We start from the raw sequence: 16,907 nt of genomic DNA, 5'->3' as shown, positions 1-16,907 counted from the left end.
AATCCCCTCCCTGGCCGCGATCCCTGTTTCGCGGACGGCTGCTGTCCGTTTTGAACCACTTACCGTGTTGGTAGCGGTAGCAAATTGTCTTACGTTGTCAATTCAAGATTTGACATGGCCGGGAACCAAACGGAAAAGCGCTTTGAATTCGTATATTTGCTCGACGCGCCTTGGGAACCGCACGCGAATCCGACACCGTTGTCTGTATCGTCCGTACCGTTTCGTCCGAACCCGTGAAGGACCGATTCCCTGCCCCGAGAGATCAAACGCACAACGATCGTCGATGTCGGACGCCACGCAGGCGTCTCGACCAAGACCGTATCGCGCGTCTTCAACGACGAGCCGCACGTCAGCGATGCGGTGAAACAACGCGTCCGCGCGGCGGCCAGCGCGCTCAATTATCACCCAAACGTGTTCGCTCAGTCGCTGGTGCGGCGACGCTCGCACCTGATCGGGCTGGTCTATGAAAAGCCGAGCGCGAGCTATGTCGTCGAACTGCAGGAGGGGGTGCTCGAGCGGCTGGAGGGGGAAGGCTATCGGCTGATCGTGATCCCGGTGCAATCGGTCCAGCAGAACGCGGCGGATATCGTCGGGCTGTTGCGGGCGGCGGCGCTCGACGGGGTAGTGCTCGCGCCGCCCGCGTCCGACCATCTCATGATCCTGGCGCAACTCGACGCTGCGGGAATCCGCTATGCGCGGATCGCACCGACGCGTCAGCTCGAGCTTGGCTCGTCGACCCTGCTCGACGACGTCGCGGGCGCGCGCGCGGTCGCGGCGCATCTGCTCGCGCTGGGGCATCGCGACATCGGGATTATCAAGGGCGACCCCGATCATGCCGCGACCGACGCGCGACTGATCGGCTATGGCGAGGCGTTCCGCGACGCGGGCTGCACCATGCGGCTCGATCGGATCGAGACCGGTCTGTTCACCTTCGATGGCGGACATGCGGCGGGGCGACGTCTGCTCGGCGGCATGGACCGGCCGACCGCGATCCTGGTGCAGAATGATGAAATGGCGGTCGGCGTCATGCTCGCCGCGCGCGAGCTCGGGCTTTCGCTGCCCGACGACCTGTCGATTGCCGGGTTCGACGATGCCGAAGTCTCCCGGATCGCCTGGCCGCGGCTTACCACGGTCCGTCAGCCGGTGTTCGAAATGGCGGTCGCCGCGACCGACATGCTGATCGCCGACCTCGAGGGCCGCGCCTCGCAGCGCCAGACACATCACACGAACATGCTGCAGGTTCGCGATTCAACGGCAGCGTTGCCGCGGCCGACCGCGCCCGGCGATCCATCGGCATGATTTCCCGCCGCGAACGCTGGAGCTATGCCGCCGGGGATCTCGGCTTCAACTTCGTATGGCAATCGGTCGAGCTCTACCTGCTGTTCTATTACATCCGCACGCTCGGAATCGCGCCGGCGGTCGCCTCGGCGATCTTCCTGGTCGGCGCGGTGGTCGACTGGGGAATCGATCCGCTCGTCGGCGCGATCGCGGATCGTGCCGCACCGCGCATCCCGCTCCGGTTATGGGTTCTGGCGGGCGGGCCGCTGTCGGTGCTGCTGCTCGCCTTGGCGTTCGCGCCCTTGCCTGTGCCCCGGGCGTGGATCCCGCCTGTCGCGCTCGCGGTCTATCTTGCGCTGCGGATTGCTTACGGCATCGGCAACATCCCTTATGGTGCACTGACCGCACGGATCTCGACCGACCCGGCCGACCATCTCGCGTTGAGCAGCGCGCGGATGCAGGGGGCCGCGATCGGTGGCCTGATTGCCGCGCTTGTCTTTGCGCTGCTGCCGACCGCGCAGGGGACGACCGATTTTCGCAGCGGCGCACTGCTCCTCGCGGTGCTTGCGCTTCCGGCGTTCCTCGCGACGTTCCTTGGCGTGCGCGAACGGGTTCCCGCGCCGACACGACCACGACCGATCGGCGAGACCGCGAGCCTGTGGCGCGGTGCCCGGGCGACCGTCGGGTTGCTGCGATACTCCCCCGCGCTGCGTCGGTTGCTCGCAACCATCCTTGCGGCGGGGCTTGCGGTGACGGTGATCAACAAGTCGCTGCTGTTCCTGTTCGAGGAAATCGGCGCGCCCCGGCTCGGGCTGTTCGTGGCGCTCGCCCCGGCGACGGCGCTGCTCGTGACGACCCCGGGATGGGCGATGGTCGGCACCCGGATCGGGCGGCCGTCGACCCTCCTCGTCGGCGCGGCGCTGCAGGTGGCGGCGACCGTATTGACGTATCTGCTGCGGGAGAATGTCGCCGCGGTCATCGTGCTGACGTGCGTTGCGATCGTTGCCGGCTGCGGCATTTCGGTCATGTTCTGGTCGCTCGTCCCCGCTGCGGTCGCCGAATGCGAACGGGAGATGGAAGGCGGGGGCTATGCCGGGCGAGTGTATGCGCTCGCCAATATCGCGCGCAAGCTCGGGCAGGCGCTGGCCCCGACGGTGATCGCGCTGACGCTCGCCAGGTCTCCCGGGGCGACGCTCGCGGGGATGGTGGGCTGTTCGAGCGTCGCACTATTGGTGGTGCTGCTGTACCGGCCCATTTCGGACGAAACCACGCCTGGTCCGATCGAGTCGACGCGCTTACCCGACGCACGGATGACGCGGGATGCGCTCCGCGATGCAGGCTGATCAGGCGGTGCAGCGCCGCTTCACCGCAAAAGATCGCGGGGGGCGTGGCTGATTCAGGACCCTAGGCATTTCCCGAGGCGTTTCCCGGGCGAGTGTGACGCTTCTGCAACGGTATCCTGCGCCGATGCAGTTTGGATGTGGCAAGCGAAAGGGGACTTCTTCAAGTATGTCCCGTTGCGGTCTCTAGCTATAGCTGCCGATAAGTCGCTTTCTTGCATGATCGACGATCTTCTTACTTCATCTTGGTAACAGCTTTATAGTTTGACTTAGCAGATTTTCATCTCGTCCAATGGATAGGGATATTATGATTTGGACTACTTAACTTGCATACGTTCTGAGATCAGAATCCATAACTGCAACATGACGCGAACATGACAGAGGTGAAACCCGCATGTTACCGTGACTGTAACAATGATGACCTAATCGCTCTGTAGCGGGCGCTGGACCGGGATGAGACACGTCTCAGGGTTCAGGGGAATTCACAATGACTGTTCGATCGGGCCTGCGCCTGCAGTTGCTTCTGGGTGGCGCGATGCTGGCCCTCACCGCCGCGCCGGCCATGGCGCAGACCACGACCGCTGCCGATGCCGCGCAGACGCCTGCTGGCGATGTCGCGCCGACCGCGACTGCCGCGACCGACCAGCAGGGGATCGGCGATATCGTCGTCACCGCGACTCGCCGCGAAACCAACCTGCAGAAGACGCCGATCTCGATCAGCGTACTGAGCAGCCAGGGCATCGCCGATCGCCACGTCCAGAGCCTGTTCAACCTGGCGGATGGCTCGATCCCGTCGCTCCGCGTCGCGACCTTCGAAGCGCGCCAGTCGGCGCTGACGATCGGCATCCGCGGCATCGTTCCGTACGACCAGAACCAGACCGCCCGTGACGGCGGCGTCGGCGTCTACATCGACGGTATCGCGCTCGGAAAGACGCAGGGCCTCAACGCCGCGCTGTTCGACATCGAGCGGATCGAAGTCCTCAAGGGTCCGCAGGGCACGCTGTTCGGCCGCAACACCGAGGGCGGCGCGCTGTCGCTCGTCTCCAAGGCGCCGACCGGCATCCTCGGCGGTCGCGTCACCGCGGGCGTCGGCAACTATGGCAGCCACAACGCCGATCTTCACCTCGACCTGCCGAGCTTCTACAACATCTCGCTCAAGTTCGATGGCGTCTACCAGCATCAGGATCCGACCGTGAAGGATCCGCTCACGGGTTCGACCGGCTGGAACTATTACGACCGCAAGGGCGGCCGCGCTGCCGCGCGCTGGCAGCCGATCGACGGCTTCACCGCCGACTTCGCCTATGACTATGCGAAGGACGAGAACACTCCGCAGTACAGCCAGCTGCTCAACTACAACCCGAACAACTACGCCGTCGGCACGTACAATGCAGCGGGCGGACTCACGCTCAACGGCGCTGCTTGCGGCGGGACGATCACGCCGGCCCAGACCGCGGCCGGCCGCCAGATCTGCGTCGCACCGAAGGGCCCGCTGGTTGGGGTTCACCCCGATCGCCAGACCGTTGCCGACGTGGGCGTACCGCAGCAGCCCAGCGTCGATATCACGCATGGCTTCTCGGCCAACCTGAAGTACAAGCTCGCACCCTGGATCGAGCTGCGCTCGATCACCGCATGGCGCGGCGTCAGCACCGACCAGTGGGACAACTCGGGCGGACCGGAGCGCAGCACCTTCGCGCCGTTCGTGCCCAACACCGCAAACCCGACCGCGATCAACACGACCGGCACGTTCAGCCGCTACAGCCTGTCGTTCCTGCGCCAGCATCAGTTCAGCCAGGAAGTCCAGGCAGTCGGCAGCATCCCGCAGTTCGATTATGTCGTCGGCGGCTATTACTACACCGAGCAGGCGTCCGAATATGCCGCGACCCCGCTCAGCAACCAGTGGAACACCGACGGCACCGCCTACACCGTCCGCTCGCCGATCCCGGGCAATGCCTCGGCGATCACCGCCGCGAACTCGGGTTATCAGCAGTATGATCCGTCGTGCAACAACGGCCTGGCAAACACCGCGCCGCAATTCCGCAACAGCTGCCAGTTCATCACCCGCGCCAGCGCGGCGACGGACCACAACTACTCGGTGTTCGGCAACTTGACCTTCACCCCGGAAGCGCTCGGCAACGTCGTGCACATCACGGCTGGCGGTCGCTGGACGAAGGACGATCGGCACGGTCTGCTCTACGTCGTCAACAACCGGACCGATCTGAACCCCGTCACCACGGTCGCCAACAGCACCGCGACGCCGTTCACGTTCAAGAGCAACATCAGCCGCTTCGACCCGATGATCAACATCGCGTTCGACGCAACGCCGGACGTTCACCTCTACGCAAAGTATGCAACGGGCTTCCGTGCCGGTGGTGCGAACGACCGTTCGCTCCAGTTCAACGCCTTCGGTCCTGAATCGGTCAAGTCGTATGAAGTCGGCGCGAAGATGGACTTCCTGCAGCATCGCGCGCGCTTGAACCTCGCCGGCTACATCATGGATCGCAAGAACACCCAGTTCGACTTCGATTATTTCGATACGAACGGTTCGAGCGTCACCAACGGCAGCCACATCGAGCAGACCGTCAATGCCGGCAACAGCAAGATCCGCGGCATCGAAGCCGATCTGACGGTGAAGCCGTTCCCGGAACTGACGCTGACCGGTTCCTATGCCTACACCTACTGGAAGGCGCCGTCGGCGATCAGCCCGCTGGGTGGTGGTCTGCAGCAGCTGTACATCGTCTACACGCCTAACAATGCGGCATCCGGCGCGATCGACTATGTCACGCCGATCCACATCGGCGATGCCAGCGTCCGCCTGCATCTCGACGGCAACTATGCGAGCAGCCAGTACAGCTTCCAGCTCGAGCCGACCAAGACCGATGCGAGCTTCGTGATGAACGGTCGCCTTGCGCTCGCCGACATCTCGGTGAACGACCATAACAAGGTCACCGTCGCGGTGTGGGCGCGCAACCTGCTCGACACGACGTACGTCTACCGTCGCTCGGCGGCGAACTCCGGGCCGGTCCAGAACATCGGTGCCAACGGTCAGTTGATCTCCACCAACTACGGCGGCATCCTCGGCGATTACGGCAACTTCAACCCGCCGCGGACCTGGGGCCTGGAGCTCTCGGCCAAGTTCTGATCGTTCCGATCACGACGGGCATCTGACGACCCGGCCCGAGCGCATGCTCGGGCCGGGTTTTTCATGCCTGCGCGGGAAGCGTGACCACGGCGCGCAGCCCGGGTGCCGCATCTTCCAGCCGCAACGCCCCGCCATGAAGCCGCGCGATCGCGTCGACCAGCGTCAGCCCAAGGCCCTGCCCTGGGCGGTCCGCGGCGGTCTCCAGCCGGCCGAACCGCAAGATGACGGTGGCATGCGCTTCGGCCGGAATGCCGGTGCCGTCGTCCACGACGCTTATGGCGACCCACCCGGCGCCGGGCCGCACGTCGATTGCGACCTGCGCCCCCTCCGGCGTGTGTCGGATTGCGTTTTCGACGAGGTTGACCACCAGCTGGCGCAGCAGCCGCATATCGCCGCGCACCAGCGCCGGCCCGGTCGCACTGACCGTCAGCCGGTCCCCGCGGTCCTCCGCCACCGGGCGCAGCGTGTCGCCGACCTCGTGCGCGAGCTGCGCCACGTCGACCGCGCCGAATCGCCCGCGGCGTTCCCCGCCCTCGATCTCCCACAGCCGCATCAGGCTGGCGAACAGCTCGAGCAGTTCGTCGGTCTCGGCGAGGATCGCGGCGCTATCCACCGCGAACGGTGAATCCCGCGCGCGTCGCTCAAGCCCCGCGACACGGTTGCGCAGCCGCGCAAGCGGGCTTTTCAATTCATGCGCGACGTCGCGCGCGGCGTGTTTGACGTTCGCCATCAGCGCGTCGATCCGGTCGAGCATCGCGTTGAAGGCAGCGGCCTGCCGGTCGAACTCGCTGCCCGAGCCGTCGACCGGGATGCGGCTGGCGAGGTTCCCCGCCATGACCGAATCGAACGTCCGCTGCATTGCGCGGAGACGGCGGCTGACTTCCCAGACGATCGCCGCCGCGCCCCCCGCAAAGACCAGCAATCCGATCGCGAGGCTGGCAAGCTGGACCTGAAACAGTAGCGCGTCGAACCCGTCGACGACATCATTGTCGGAAACGATCGTCAGGCTCGCGCCCCCGGTCACGCGCGCAACCAGCACGCGGCCGTGTGCGACGCCGTCGACGCCCGCGATATCGCCGACGTCCGAAAAACCAACCGGTGGCGGAGCCGCGAGCCGGAGCTTCCCGGCGACGGCGCGGCCTGCCGGGTCACGCAGCAGGAAGATGAGATCGGCGCTTTCGTGCGTGGCTTGCTTCGCCGCGATCCGCTGCGCCATCGTTGCCACCGTGGCGTCGCGCGGAGGACCCGCGATCTCGTCCATCTCCTCTTCCAGCCGTCGATCGACCGCACGGTTGAGCGCGTCGTGCACGATCACTTGGTTGGTCACGCGGACCGCGATCAGCGCGACGAAGATCACCCCCACATAAACCGCCACCGTCGCGCGGAACGAGCGCGGGCGGAACCTCATCCCTGGTCGACGAGCATGTAGCCGACCCCGCGGATCGTCACGATCGGGTCGGGTTCGTCGGCGGCGCACAATTGCGCGCGGACTCGCCGGATATAGGATTCGACGATGTTGGTGGCGGGCTCGAAATCATAGTCCCACACCGTCTTGTAGAACATCTGCCGCGTGACGACGCTGTTCTTGTTGCGGATCAGTTCGCACAACATGTCGAACTCGAGTTTCGGCAAGCTCAGCACGCGGCCGCCGCGGACCACGCGATGCTTGACCTCGTTGACCTCGATATCCCCCGCGCGCATCAGCCCGCTGTCGGTCGCGCGCGCTGTACGGCGCAGGATTGCGCGGATTCGCGCCTCGATCTCGGTCGGCGCGGCGGGCTTCACGAGATAATCGTCGGCACCGGCATCCAGCCCGGCAAGGCGCTGTTCGAGATCGCCGAGCGCAGTGAGCATCACGATCGGGACGCTCACACCTCGTTCGCGCAACGCGGTCGCCACCCCGACCCCATCGACATGCGGGAGCATCACATCCAGCAGCACCGCGTCGAACGGATCTTCGGTCGCGCGCAGCAAGGCGATGCGCCCGTCCTCGGCCACCACGCTGTGATGCCCGAGCTCGGCCAGATCGCTGACCAGCATCCGTGCCGCGCGGGCATCATCCTCGACGACCAGAAGACGCATGATCGGTGGTTCCCTGACGCAAAATCGCGCCAGAGCCATCGCCTGTTCGGGCGGAGGTTACAAATGCAATCGCGCGGACGACCGCAGCTCAGGAACCGATGCCCGCGCCGGGCAGGGAAACGCTGCGCGGGGTTCCGCGCGCGTCGTGCCCGGGCAGCCCCGGGATCGTATCGATCCAGAAATCATCGGCATGGCAGCCCGGAACCGGCACCATGCGGAGGAAGGCCGCGGGGTCGCACAGAACGGCGAGACAGTCCTCGAGCGACGGAGCATCGGGGGGGCCGATCGTCTCGTGGACCATCTCGTCGGTCGTCAGGCCGTCCGCAAGCAGGCGCTGTCGCGCGGCCGACCATAAGGCGCTTTCATCGTCCAGCACGAAGGTAAGCGTGACCCGGAACTGCGGTTGCGGACCGATAGGAACGGCTTGACCGGCCGGCGTGCTGGCGAAGGCGTTATGATCGAATGCGTACATCGTACATCCTACAAAACAGGCCGTTCAACGACCCGATGGGTATAGGCCCCCACGCAGCGCCAAGATATACTGGACAACTACTGTTGTATGTACTCTTATTGTAGCGCATGCCGGGGAAATACTTTCGGATCGGCGCGGCCGTGTGCAAGGATCAGGCACAGTTCGGCGAAGAGACAGTCCCACAGCGTGCAGGGAATCCATAACGGCGGTCCGGTCCGGTCGGTCTCGAGCTCGATCCGGCTGACCGGCTCGCTCACCAGCCGCAACGTTGCGCTCCAGGTGCCGAAAATCCGTTCGTCGGGGAGCACGCCCGGGACCGCCAGCCGCGCGGACATCAGGAACCCCCACAGCACTTCTGCACCGTGCAGATCGAGCGTCGCCTGCGGTTGCCCCGCGACATCGGGCCGCTGGACCATGATCCGCGCGCCCGCCGGGTGCCGCTCGGCATACAGGCGCACCCTGAGGCCGAGCGCGTCGACGATCTCTCTGACCCGGGGAAAGCCATCTTGCTGCATAGGCTATAGTAAGACGCCGCCACCATTGCCGGACGCGCGCATGCGCTTAAATCCGCCCGAAACGGGTGACGGGCGCGTGCACCTTGCTGCACGCGCCCGTCGAAGAAGCCGACCGTAGTCGGAGGGGCAGAACGGTAGCCGTCAGAACGGGAACAACGCGTCGTAGATCTGCTGGCCCCAGCGCGCCTGCTGCGCATCGGACAATTGCCCGCGCCCGCCGTAGCTGATGCGCGCCTCGGCGATCTGCGAATGGAGCACCGAATTGTCGCGTGCGATGTCCTGCGGGCGGACGAAGCCGGTGACGATCAGCTCGCGCAGCTCGTTGTTGACGCGCACCTCCTGCCGTCCCCGCACCGCCAGATTGCCGTTGGGCAGGACGTCGGTGACGATCGCGGACATCGTCATGCTGATCGTCTCCGACCGGCTGATGTTGCCGCCGCCGGCCGAGGCGGACTTGCTGCTGGTGCTCGCCAGATTGGTCGGGTCGATGCTCTTGGGCAGCAGCTTCTGCAGGCCGAGCAGGCTGCCGACACTGGCGTTCTCGGATCCGGTGCGGTTGCGCGTGGTGTTGTTGCCGACCTCGGCCTTGTCCGCGATGTTGATCCGGATCGTCAGGATGTCGCCGGTCCGGGTCGCGCGCTGGTCAGCAAGGAAGGCGGCGGCGCCCGCGCGGAACAGCGAGGCGGTGACCGGGCGGGCCGGGGTGGCGGCATAGCCCGTTCCCGGGGTCCGCGCCTCGCGCCGCAGCGTCGCGCCCGCCTGCCCCAGCGAAGGTTCGGCGGCGACGGTCTCGGTCATTTGCGTGGGCGACATCCTGGGTGCCTTGCCGATCGTCTGCAGCCGCCCGACCGCGCCGCAGCCGGACAGCAACAGCGCGCCGCCCGCAATCGCAAAAATGGTCTTCATTTCATCTGTCCCTTGTTAGCGTGCCCGAACCTCGGCGGTGAACCCACCCCCCCCCCCCGGCGAAGGCCGGGGCCCAATCGCGCGGATCGTGGTAACGAAGCGCGGTCCTCAAGCTCCGGCTGTCCTTCGACTGGGCCCCGGCCTTCGCCGGGGGGGTGATCTACGGAACGATCCAGCTCGCCCGCGTTTACGGCCCGACCAGCACCAGCCCGCTCGCCGCCGCGACGCCGTCCAGCGTGCGGGTGGTTGCGGTGGAGACCACGCGGACCGGTTCGCCCGATCCGGCGCTGGCGAGCGCGCGGCCGCTGGTGGTGATCAGCAGACCGTGGCTGCGATAGGCGATCAGCACCGGCTCGCCGCGGCGGACCAGCCGGGGCGCGACCACGTCGGTGATCCGCACGACGCTGCCGGGCGCGAGTCCGCGCACCGCTTCCTTGCCGATCGCGTCGGCCGGATCGAGCGCCCCACGGGCCTGGCCGATGGCGCGGTCCTCATAAGTAAAATCTTTTGCGACAAGCGTTTTCCCCTGCCCGACCGGGTGCCCCAGCACCGCGACCCGGACCATTGCGGGCCGCGCCACGGGGGCAACACCCTGCCCCGGCACAGGACCGGTGACAGCGCCGAGCGCCAGCAGCGCGAACTTCGCCAACCGCACGCTCATCGCATCTGGCTCGTCGTCGCGAGCATTTCGTCGGCGGTCTTCACGACGCGGCTGTTCATCTCATAGGCGCGCTGCGCGGTGATCAGCGCGGTGATCTCGGACACCGGATTGACGTTCGACGCCTCGATGAAGCCCTGCTGGATCGTCCCGAACCCCGGCTCCCCCGGATTGGCGAGCGTCGGCTGCCCCGACGATCCGGTCGCGAGGAACATGTTCCCGCCCTGCGCCTCGAGCCCGCCTTCGTTGACGAAGGTCGCGAGCTGCAACTGGCCGACGGTCTGCAGGTCAGGCTGCCCGGCCAGCTTGACCTGGACCAGCCCGGTCTTGGACACGCTGACATCGACCGCCTCGGGCGGCACGGTGATCCCGGGTTCGACCGGCAGGCCATCGGCCGTCACGAGCTGCCCCTGGTCGGAGAGCTGGAACGACCCGTCGCGCGTGTAGCCAGTCTCGCCCGAAGGCAAGGTGACGGGGAAATAGCCCCGACCCTGCACCGCGATGTCGTAGCGATTGTCGGTCTGCGTCAGCGCACCCTGCGTCGCGATGCGGTACACCCCGCCGGTCTTGACGCCCGCGCCGATCTGGATCCCGGTCGGCACGCGATTGTCGCCCCCCGCCGCAGCGCCGGGGCGCGAGACCTGCTCGTACAGCAGGTCCTGGAATTCGGCCCGCTGCCGCTTGAACGCGGTGGTGTTCATGTTGGCGATGTTGTTCGAGATGACATCGACGTTGGTCTGCTGCGCGAGCATGCCAGTGCCGGCAATCGAGAGGGAACGCATACAGGTCTCCTGGGTGGAAAGGGGTCAGCCGAACCGGCCGAGCTTGTCGATCGCGGCCTTGCGCATGTCGCCGATCGCCTCGCTCATCTTCATGCTGGTCTGATAGGCGCGCAGGATCTCGACCATGTTGGTCGTCTCGACGATCGGCTGGACGTTCGAGCCCTCGATCCCGCCGCTGCGCAGCTTGGTTTCGGCGGCGGTCAACGCGCGGCCACCGCTCGCGGTGAACAGTCCGTCGCCACGCGGATCGACCCCCGCCTCATTGTCGAACACGGTCACCTCGATCCGCCCGAGCACGCCGCCCGGCCCTGTCACCGAGCCGTCCGTACCGATGCTGAGCTTGCCGATCTGGTCGGGCGGAATCGCGATCGGTTGCCCGCCCTCGCCGCGCACGGGCAAGCCGCCCGCGGTGACGAGTGACCCGTCGTCGCCGACCTTGAGATACCCCGCGCGCGTATAGGCGACGGTCCCGTCGGGCGCGTCGACCGCGAGATAGCCGGCACCGTCGATCATCACGTCGATCGCGTTGCCGGTCGGCTGGAACCCGCCCGGCGCGGTGTCGTGCGTCGCGCCCTGGTCGAGCACGAAGGAGGTGGTCTGGACCGGGGCCTGCGGATCGGCGGTCTTCTCGACATATTCGCGGAACACCGGCGCTTCGCGCTTGAACCCGGCGGTCGAGACGTTGGCGAGATTGTTCGCCGCGACGTCGAGCTGGCGGCGCAGCGCCTGCTCGTGGCTCAGCAATACGGTAGAGGATATGTCCACCAGGCAGTCCCTCGGGAAAATCGCTTTTTGTCGCCGCTAGGCAAAAACTGCCCGGCTGCGCTTCTATAATAGTCGGCAAATGGCCGGGGCGGTCGCCGCCGTGGTGCCAAGAGGGGACCGATCATGAGCAAGGCGGACAAGGACAGCGGTGCCGGCGCAGCGGGCGAAGGCGGCGAAGCGCCCGCGCCCGCGCCCAACAAGAAGAAGAAGCTGATGCTGTTCGGCGCGATCGGTGCGGTGTTGCTGCTGGGCGGCGGGGGCGGCGCGTATATGCTGCTCGGCAGCAGCGGCAAGACACCCGCGCAGGAGGAGGCTGCGGCCGAAGCGTCCGCCAAGGAAGGCGGTGGTGCCGGTGAAAAGGGGGGCGAGAAGGAGGGCGAAAAGGGCAAGGAAGCCGCGCATTTCGTCGACGTCCCCGCGATGGTCGTGAACCTGCGCAGCGCGGACGGCGCTTCGCGCTTCCTCAAGCTCCATTTCGTGCTGGTTCCGGGCGACAAGGGCAATCCCGAAGCGATCACCGCGAAACTGCCGCTGCTGCTCGACGCCTATCAGCCGTTCCTGCGCGAATTGCGCCCCGACGATCTCGCCGGATCGGCGGCGGTGTATCGCGTGAAGGAAGAGATGCTCGTCCGCGCACACCAGACGCTCGGCGACGGCGCGGTGAAGGACGTTCTCATCCAGGACCTGATTCAGCAATGAGCATCGATCTCGAGGATTTCGACCTGCCCGAACCCCCGGTCGGGATGATCGGCGGCGACGCGATGCTCGGCCAGGCCGATATCGACGCGCTGTTCGGCGATATCGGCGCGCCGGTCGACCCCAAGCAGGGGCTGCGCGCGGTGATCGAATCCGACGTGATCAGCCACGAACGGTTGCCGATGCTCGAGGTCGTGTTCGACCGGATGGTGCGGATCTTCGCGACGTCGATGCGCAACCTCACCTCGGACGCGATCGACGTCAGCCTCGAGGAAGTCAGCTCGGTGCGCTTCGGCGATTTCCTCAGCCGGGTTGCGCTGCCCGCGATGATCGGCGTGTTCCGGATCGAGGAATGGGAGAATTACGGGCTGGTCACGGTGGATTCCGGGCTGATCTACGCGGTCGTCGATGCGCTGCTCGGCGGGCGGCGCGGCGGCGCGACGGTGCTGATCGACGGGCGCGGCTTCACCACGATCGAAAGCGACCTGGTCGGACGGATGCTCCGCACCGTGCTTGCCGACATGAGCGCGGCGCTCGCGCCGATCACCCCCAATACGATGAAGCTGGAACGGATCGAGACGAGCCCGCGCTTCGCGACGATCGCTGGGTCGACCAACATCTGCACGGTGGCGACCTTCCGCGTCGACATGGACGAGCGCGGCGGGCGGTTCAGCATCCTCCTCCCCTACGCCACGATCGAACCGGTCAAGCACCTGTTCGGCCAGCGCTTCATGGGCGAGAAGCTGGGGCGCGACGGGATCTGGGAACCGCATATGGCGGACGAGGTCCGCAAGACCACGGTCAGCGTCGACGTCGTGCTCGGCGAGCGGCTGCTGCCGCTCGAAACGGTGCGCGATTTCGCGGTGGGGCAGACGATCCCGCTGCGGCGCGGACCGGACGATCCGCTCGACCTGCAATGCGGCGGCGTCACGCTCGGGCGCGTGCAGATCGGGCAACGCTCGAACAACATCGCGGTCCGGATGATGACCGATATTGCGAAGGGACCAAGGGCATGACGTTCGCGACGATCGCCAATTTGCTGACGATGCTGCTGTGCATCGCGGTCACGGTGCAGAGCCAGCGGGTCAAGCGCGCGCTCGACACGATCCGGCGCGGTGACCTCGCACAGGTCGTGACCGCGCTCGACCAGTCGACCGTCCAGGCGCGGATCGTGCTGTCCGAGCTCAAGGGCACGCTTGCCGCCGGAAGCGGGCAGGTCGCCGCCGCCGCCGAGGGCAAGGCGGTGCTCGATGAACTCCGGATGATGATCGAGATCGCCGATGCCGCCGCCGAGCGGCTCGCCACCGCGGGCTCGGCGAACCGCGCGGCGGACGTTTCCGAGGCGGTATCGTGACGATGCGGATCCCGTTGCTCACGCTCACCGCCGGAATGGCGGGGATCGCCGCGATCGGCAATGCGGTGGCGGTCGCGTCGCCTGCGACCGACAGCCGGCTCGGGCTGTCGGTGCAGCAGGACATCGCCACGCGCGACCGGCAATCGGCGCAGCGCCAGCAGGCGCTCGACCTGCGCGAACAGGCGGTCCGTGCGAGCGCCGCGCGGATCAAGGCCGAGCTCGAGGCGGCGCGCGCCGCGCCCGCCGCCGGGCCGCAGGCGGGCGCGCCCGAGGCGGCGACCGACAGCTTTTCGGACCTTGCGAGCATCTATCAGGCGATGAAGCCCGCCAAGGCCGCGCTGGTGTTCGAACAGCTCGAGCTCGACGTGCAGGTGAAAGTCGCGCGGAAGATGCGCGAGCGCTCTACGGGTATGATCCTCGCGGCGATGACGCCGAAGGGGGCGGCAAAGCTGACGATGGCGCTGGCGCGCGCGCCGCGCGCTATGGCTGCCGCGCGCTGAGGTCGAGGATCAGCACGCGCCGGACATGCGGGTCGACGCTGCGCGCCGCGCGGGTCAGCGTTTCCGAAAGCAGCGCTGCATCGATCGGCGCGAGCGCGGACACATGGAGCCGCGCGAAGTCCAGCCCTGCCGCGAGCGCCGCCGCGCGCAGCTCGGGTGCGCGTTCGGTGGCGGCCTTGCCGTCCGCCGGATTGGCATAATCGAGCGCCGACTGGACACGGAGCGTGCCCGCAAACCGCCCGGCATCGAGGATCGGCACCCGCAGTTCGGCGACCGGCACGATCGACGCCGCGCCGCCCTCCGACGCCAGGGCGGGGGCCGGCAGCACCGCCAGCAGCGCAAACACAAGCGAACCGGCCGCACGCGGCATCGAACGTCTCCCTCGGCGCGGCCACCCGGTGCGCGCCCCCGCCTCTATAATAGACACGAACCCTCACAGGCGGATCGCAATGAGCCAGGACCAGAAACCGGCGCGGGTGCGCGTCGTCTCCGTCGGACAGACACCGCCGGAAACGGGCGGCACCGGTGGCGAAGACGCGGCGACGGCAATCGGTGAACCCGGCTCGGGCACGCCGCAATCCGCCTCGCGCGAAAGTGTCGCCACCCTGCTGCTGGCGCTGATATTCGTGGCTGCGGCGGGGATCGGCGGGGCGCTGGCGGCGGCGCTGTTGCCATGATCCGCCCGCGCCTCGCTTTGCTCGCGCTGTCGACGAGCCTGATCGGGACCGCGCCCGTGCCGGCTCCGCCCGCCGCGCGTCCGGTCGCTTCCTTCGCCGCGATCCTTGCCGAGCAACCGCTTCCCGCCGCCAACGGTGCGTGGCTGCGCACGCAGGATTCGACCGCCTGGGCAGCGATCGCACGGTCGACCGCCGAGACGCGCCAGGCCGCGCGCTGGACGCTCGCGCAGGCGCTGATCGCCACGGACCGCATGGCCGAGGCGGCGGGCGTGCTCGACACGATGGTCGCCGACGATCCCGCGCTCGCGCTGACCGCGGCGTGGCAGCTCGCGCACGGCGTGGTGCTCGCGCGGATGGACCGGTCGCGCGCGGCGCTGGCCGCGCTCGATGCGCCGTTGCTGGAAAGCTATCCCGAGGCGTGCGCATGGCGGGTGCGCGCCGCCGACGCGCTTGGCGAGACGGCGACCGCGGCGCGCGCGATGCGCTGTGCGGTGCCCGCCGTCTCGGCGCGCGGCCGCGCGGCGCGACGCGGTTTCGTGCTCGCCTTCGCCGATGTCGCGCTGGCCAGCGCGCATCCCGGCGACGTCACGCGGATGCTTGCGACGCTCGGCGAACAGGATTCCGCCGCCAACCTCCGCCGCGCGCGCGCCGCGCTCGCGCTGGGGGACCGGCCCGGCGGGCGGCTGTTGCTCGAACGCGTCGCGCTGCACGGGACGCCTGGCGAGCGCGCGGAGGCGACGCTCGCGCTTACCGAGGATCGTGTCGCGACGCGCGAACTGACCAACGCCGCCGCACTCAAGGCGCTCGACACCGTAACCTTCTGGCGCGGCGATGCGGTCGAGCGGCGGGCGTTGCAGCTGCGCTGGCGGCTCGCGGACGGGCGCAGCGACCCGCGCGCCGCGCTCGCGGCGGGGGCGACGCTGTTCCGCTATTTCGATCTGGGCGACCAGACCGCGCCGACCTTGCTGCGGCTGCAGGATCATCTGCGTGCGTTGGTCACAAGCGCGGATGGCGCGGCGGTCGGGCCGGCGGCGGGGCTGTTCTGGGATTATCGCGACCTGCTCCCCGGCGGGGGCGAGGGCGAGACGATCGCCGCGCGGCTGGCCGACCGGCTCGCGGCGGCGGGGCTCTATGCGCGCGCGGCCGATCTGCTGCGCTTCCTGCTCGAGCGCCGCCCGGCTGATGCCGCAACCGGGCCGCTGTCGATCCGCGTCGCCGAGCTCGACCTGCTCGCGGGCGCGCCCGACCGCGCGGTGCGGACGCTCCGCGCGGGGCAGGCGATCGTCTTCCCCGCCGACATTCAGGCGCGGCGCCGCACGATCGAGGCGACGGCGCTGGTTCGGCTGGGCAAGCCGGACGAGGCGCTCGCGCTGCTCGACGGGACTCCCGGGGGCGACGCGTTGCGGAACGATATCCTGTGGCAGAAGCACGACTGGCCGCGCTTCGCCGCGGACAATGCGCGCGCGCTGCCACCACCGCGCGCGCTCGACGCGGCGGCGCAGGCGCGCGTGCTGCGGCAGGCGGTCGCGCTGTCGCGGACGGGGGATCGCGCGGCGCTTGGCGCATTGCGCGCGCGCTACGCGGGCGGCTTCGCCGCGCTCGACACGCACGATGCGTTCGATTTCCTGACCGCGCCCGCCGCGACGCTCGATCCGGCGAAGGCGGACAAGGCGTTCGCCAAGCTGTCGGCGCTGGATGCGCCCGCGCCGCTCGCGGGGCTGGCCGGGCGCAACTGAAAGGGGT

Annotated in this window: 18 protein-coding genes; 9 read left to right on the top strand and 9 right to left on the bottom strand. The window is 67.8% G+C overall.

Features of this window, described 5'->3' with window-relative positions:
• Positions 1-261 precede the first annotated feature (261 nt).
• The 3 genes from RI03_RS02375 to RI03_RS02365 all read left to right on the top strand — a co-directional run bounded on the left by RI03_RS02375 (position 262) and on the right by RI03_RS02365 (position 5,757).
• The gene (locus tag RI03_RS02375) at positions 262-1,299 is read left to right on the top strand and encodes a LacI family DNA-binding transcriptional regulator (RefSeq protein ID WP_170318336.1); all 1,038 of its coding nucleotides are present in this window, start codon (positions 262-264) and stop codon (positions 1,297-1,299) included.
• On the top strand, positions 1,296-2,621 hold the full coding sequence (locus tag RI03_RS02370) for an MFS transporter (protein WP_010214922.1): 1,326 nt from the start codon (positions 1,296-1,298) through the stop codon (positions 2,619-2,621). Before RI03_RS02375 ends, RI03_RS02370 begins: the two co-directional genes overlap by 4 nt.
• A gap of 484 nt (positions 2,622-3,105) precedes the next feature.
• Positions 3,106-5,757: a TonB-dependent receptor gene (locus tag RI03_RS02365; protein WP_026046382.1), complete on the top strand. Its 2,652-nt coding sequence runs from the start codon at positions 3,106-3,108 to the stop codon at positions 5,755-5,757.
• 61 nt (positions 5,758-5,818) lie between these two features.
• On the opposite strand, the gene RI03_RS02360 is transcribed toward RI03_RS02365, so the two are convergent.
• From RI03_RS02360 to RI03_RS02325, 8 genes are all read right to left on the bottom strand, one after another.
• A complete protein-coding gene (locus tag RI03_RS02360) occupies positions 5,819-7,165 on the bottom strand; it encodes a sensor histidine kinase (RefSeq protein ID WP_010214920.1) in 1,347 nt (448 codons plus the stop codon).
• Entirely contained in the window at positions 7,162-7,839 is a 678-nt protein-coding gene (locus RI03_RS02355; protein WP_010214919.1) for a response regulator transcription factor, read from the bottom strand. Before RI03_RS02355 ends, RI03_RS02360 begins: the two co-directional genes overlap by 4 nt.
• Before the next feature lie 88 nt (positions 7,840-7,927).
• A complete protein-coding gene (locus RI03_RS02350) occupies positions 7,928-8,311 on the bottom strand; it encodes a hypothetical protein (protein ID WP_010214918.1) in 384 nt (127 codons plus the stop codon).
• Positions 8,312-8,406: 95 nt separating this feature from the next.
• On the bottom strand, positions 8,407-8,826 hold the full coding sequence (locus RI03_RS02345) for a hypothetical protein (RefSeq protein ID WP_010161061.1): 420 nt from the start codon (positions 8,824-8,826) through the stop codon (positions 8,407-8,409).
• A 141-nt stretch (positions 8,827-8,967) separates the two neighbouring features.
• Positions 8,968-9,732 (bottom strand): flagellar basal body L-ring protein FlgH, encoded by a 765-nt coding sequence (gene flgH / locus RI03_RS02340; RefSeq protein ID WP_010214917.1) that lies wholly within the window; start codon positions 9,730-9,732, stop codon positions 8,968-8,970.
• Between the two features lie 187 nt (positions 9,733-9,919).
• Positions 9,920-10,393 carry a flagellar basal body P-ring formation chaperone FlgA gene (gene flgA / locus RI03_RS02335; RefSeq protein WP_010214916.1) on the bottom strand — a complete coding sequence of 158 codons (474 nt, stop codon included), beginning with the start codon at positions 10,391-10,393 and terminating at the stop codon, positions 9,920-9,922.
• Entirely contained in the window at positions 10,390-11,172 is a 783-nt protein-coding gene (gene flgG, locus RI03_RS02330; RefSeq protein ID WP_010161064.1) for a flagellar basal-body rod protein FlgG, read from the bottom strand. The genes flgA and flgG overlap by 4 nt, the downstream gene beginning before the upstream one ends.
• Positions 11,173-11,196: 24 nt before the next feature.
• On the bottom strand, positions 11,197-11,937 hold the full coding sequence (locus tag RI03_RS02325) for a flagellar hook basal-body protein (RefSeq protein ID WP_026046381.1): 741 nt from the start codon (positions 11,935-11,937) through the stop codon (positions 11,197-11,199).
• A 123-nt stretch (positions 11,938-12,060) separates the two neighbouring features.
• Here RI03_RS02325 and RI03_RS02320 point away from each other — a divergent pair, with 123 nt between their 5' ends.
• The 4 genes from RI03_RS02320 to RI03_RS02305 are packed head-to-tail and all read left to right on the top strand — an operon-like array spanning position 12,061 to position 14,487.
• Positions 12,061-12,636, top strand: a complete 576-nt coding sequence (locus RI03_RS02320; RefSeq protein WP_010214913.1) for a flagellar basal body-associated FliL family protein — start codon at positions 12,061-12,063, stop codon at positions 12,634-12,636.
• A complete protein-coding gene (gene fliM / locus RI03_RS02315; RefSeq protein ID WP_010161067.1) occupies positions 12,633-13,649 on the top strand; it encodes a flagellar motor switch protein FliM in 1,017 nt (338 codons plus the stop codon). The genes RI03_RS02320 and fliM overlap by 4 nt, the downstream gene beginning before the upstream one ends.
• Positions 13,646-13,987 (top strand): hypothetical protein, encoded by a 342-nt coding sequence (locus RI03_RS02310; protein ID WP_010214912.1) that lies wholly within the window; start codon positions 13,646-13,648, stop codon positions 13,985-13,987. The genes fliM and RI03_RS02310 overlap by 4 nt, the downstream gene beginning before the upstream one ends.
• 2 nt (positions 13,988-13,989) lie before the next feature.
• Complete coding sequence (locus RI03_RS02305) at positions 13,990-14,487, top strand: MotE family protein (protein WP_010161070.1); 498 nt, start codon at positions 13,990-13,992, stop codon at positions 14,485-14,487.
• Here RI03_RS02305 and RI03_RS02300 read toward each other — a convergent pair.
• A complete protein-coding gene (locus tag RI03_RS02300; RefSeq protein ID WP_010214910.1) occupies positions 14,468-14,857 on the bottom strand; it encodes a hypothetical protein in 390 nt (129 codons plus the stop codon). The genes RI03_RS02305 and RI03_RS02300 overlap by 20 nt on opposite strands.
• Positions 14,858-14,936: 79 nt before the next feature.
• Between RI03_RS02300 and RI03_RS02295 the strand changes: the two genes are divergently transcribed.
• Both RI03_RS02295 and RI03_RS02290 read left to right on the top strand, forming a co-directional pair.
• Positions 14,937-15,164: a hypothetical protein gene (locus tag RI03_RS02295; RefSeq protein WP_010214909.1), complete on the top strand. Its 228-nt coding sequence runs from the start codon at positions 14,937-14,939 to the stop codon at positions 15,162-15,164.
• A complete protein-coding gene (locus tag RI03_RS02290; RefSeq protein WP_010214908.1) occupies positions 15,161-16,900 on the top strand; it encodes a hypothetical protein in 1,740 nt (579 codons plus the stop codon). The genes RI03_RS02295 and RI03_RS02290 overlap by 4 nt, the downstream gene beginning before the upstream one ends.
• The last annotated feature ends 7 nt before the right edge of the window (positions 16,901-16,907 follow it).

Source organism: Sphingomonas sp. PAMC 26621 (assembly GCF_000251145.1).
In the GTDB taxonomy this organism is placed as follows: domain Bacteria; phylum Pseudomonadota; class Alphaproteobacteria; order Sphingomonadales; family Sphingomonadaceae; genus Sphingomonas.
Note: the sequence above shows the minus strand (reverse complement) of the source record. Positions and strands in the feature narration are given on the sequence as shown.

What these genes read in the sequence shown, in the direction of transcription:
- RI03_RS02370 (WP_010214922.1), top strand. Translation starts at nt 1,296, where the DNA reads ATGATTTCCCGCCGCGAACGCTGGAGCTATGCCGCCGGGGATCTCGGC.
- RI03_RS02365 (WP_026046382.1), top strand. Translation starts at nt 3,106, where the DNA reads ATGACTGTTCGATCGGGCCTGCGCCTGCAGTTGCTTCTGGGTGGCGCG.
- RI03_RS02360 (WP_010214920.1), bottom strand. Translation starts at nt 7,165, where the DNA reads ATGAGGTTCCGCCCGCGCTCGTTCCGCGCGACGGTGGCGGTTTATGTG.
- RI03_RS02355 (WP_010214919.1), bottom strand. Translation starts at nt 7,839, where the DNA reads ATGCGTCTTCTGGTCGTCGAGGATGATGCCCGCGCGGCACGGATGCTG.
- RI03_RS02350 (WP_010214918.1), bottom strand. Translation starts at nt 8,311, where the DNA reads ATGTACGCATTCGATCATAACGCCTTCGCCAGCACGCCGGCCGGTCAA.
- RI03_RS02345 (WP_010161061.1), bottom strand. Translation starts at nt 8,826, where the DNA reads ATGCAGCAAGATGGCTTTCCCCGGGTCAGAGAGATCGTCGACGCGCTC.
- flgH (WP_010214917.1), bottom strand. Translation starts at nt 9,732, where the DNA reads ATGAAGACCATTTTTGCGATTGCGGGCGGCGCGCTGTTGCTGTCCGGC.
- flgA (WP_010214916.1), bottom strand. Translation starts at nt 10,393, where the DNA reads ATGAGCGTGCGGTTGGCGAAGTTCGCGCTGCTGGCGCTCGGCGCTGTC.
- flgG (WP_010161064.1), bottom strand. Translation starts at nt 11,172, where the DNA reads ATGCGTTCCCTCTCGATTGCCGGCACTGGCATGCTCGCGCAGCAGACC.
- RI03_RS02320 (WP_010214913.1), top strand. Translation starts at nt 12,061, where the DNA reads ATGAGCAAGGCGGACAAGGACAGCGGTGCCGGCGCAGCGGGCGAAGGC.
- fliM (WP_010161067.1), top strand. Translation starts at nt 12,633, where the DNA reads ATGAGCATCGATCTCGAGGATTTCGACCTGCCCGAACCCCCGGTCGGG.
- RI03_RS02310 (WP_010214912.1), top strand. Translation starts at nt 13,646, where the DNA reads ATGACGTTCGCGACGATCGCCAATTTGCTGACGATGCTGCTGTGCATC.
- RI03_RS02305 (WP_010161070.1), top strand. Translation starts at nt 13,990, where the DNA reads ATGCGGATCCCGTTGCTCACGCTCACCGCCGGAATGGCGGGGATCGCC.
- RI03_RS02300 (WP_010214910.1), bottom strand. Translation starts at nt 14,857, where the DNA reads ATGCCGCGTGCGGCCGGTTCGCTTGTGTTTGCGCTGCTGGCGGTGCTG.
- RI03_RS02295 (WP_010214909.1), top strand. Translation starts at nt 14,937, where the DNA reads ATGAGCCAGGACCAGAAACCGGCGCGGGTGCGCGTCGTCTCCGTCGGA.
- RI03_RS02290 (WP_010214908.1), top strand. Translation starts at nt 15,161, where the DNA reads ATGATCCGCCCGCGCCTCGCTTTGCTCGCGCTGTCGACGAGCCTGATC.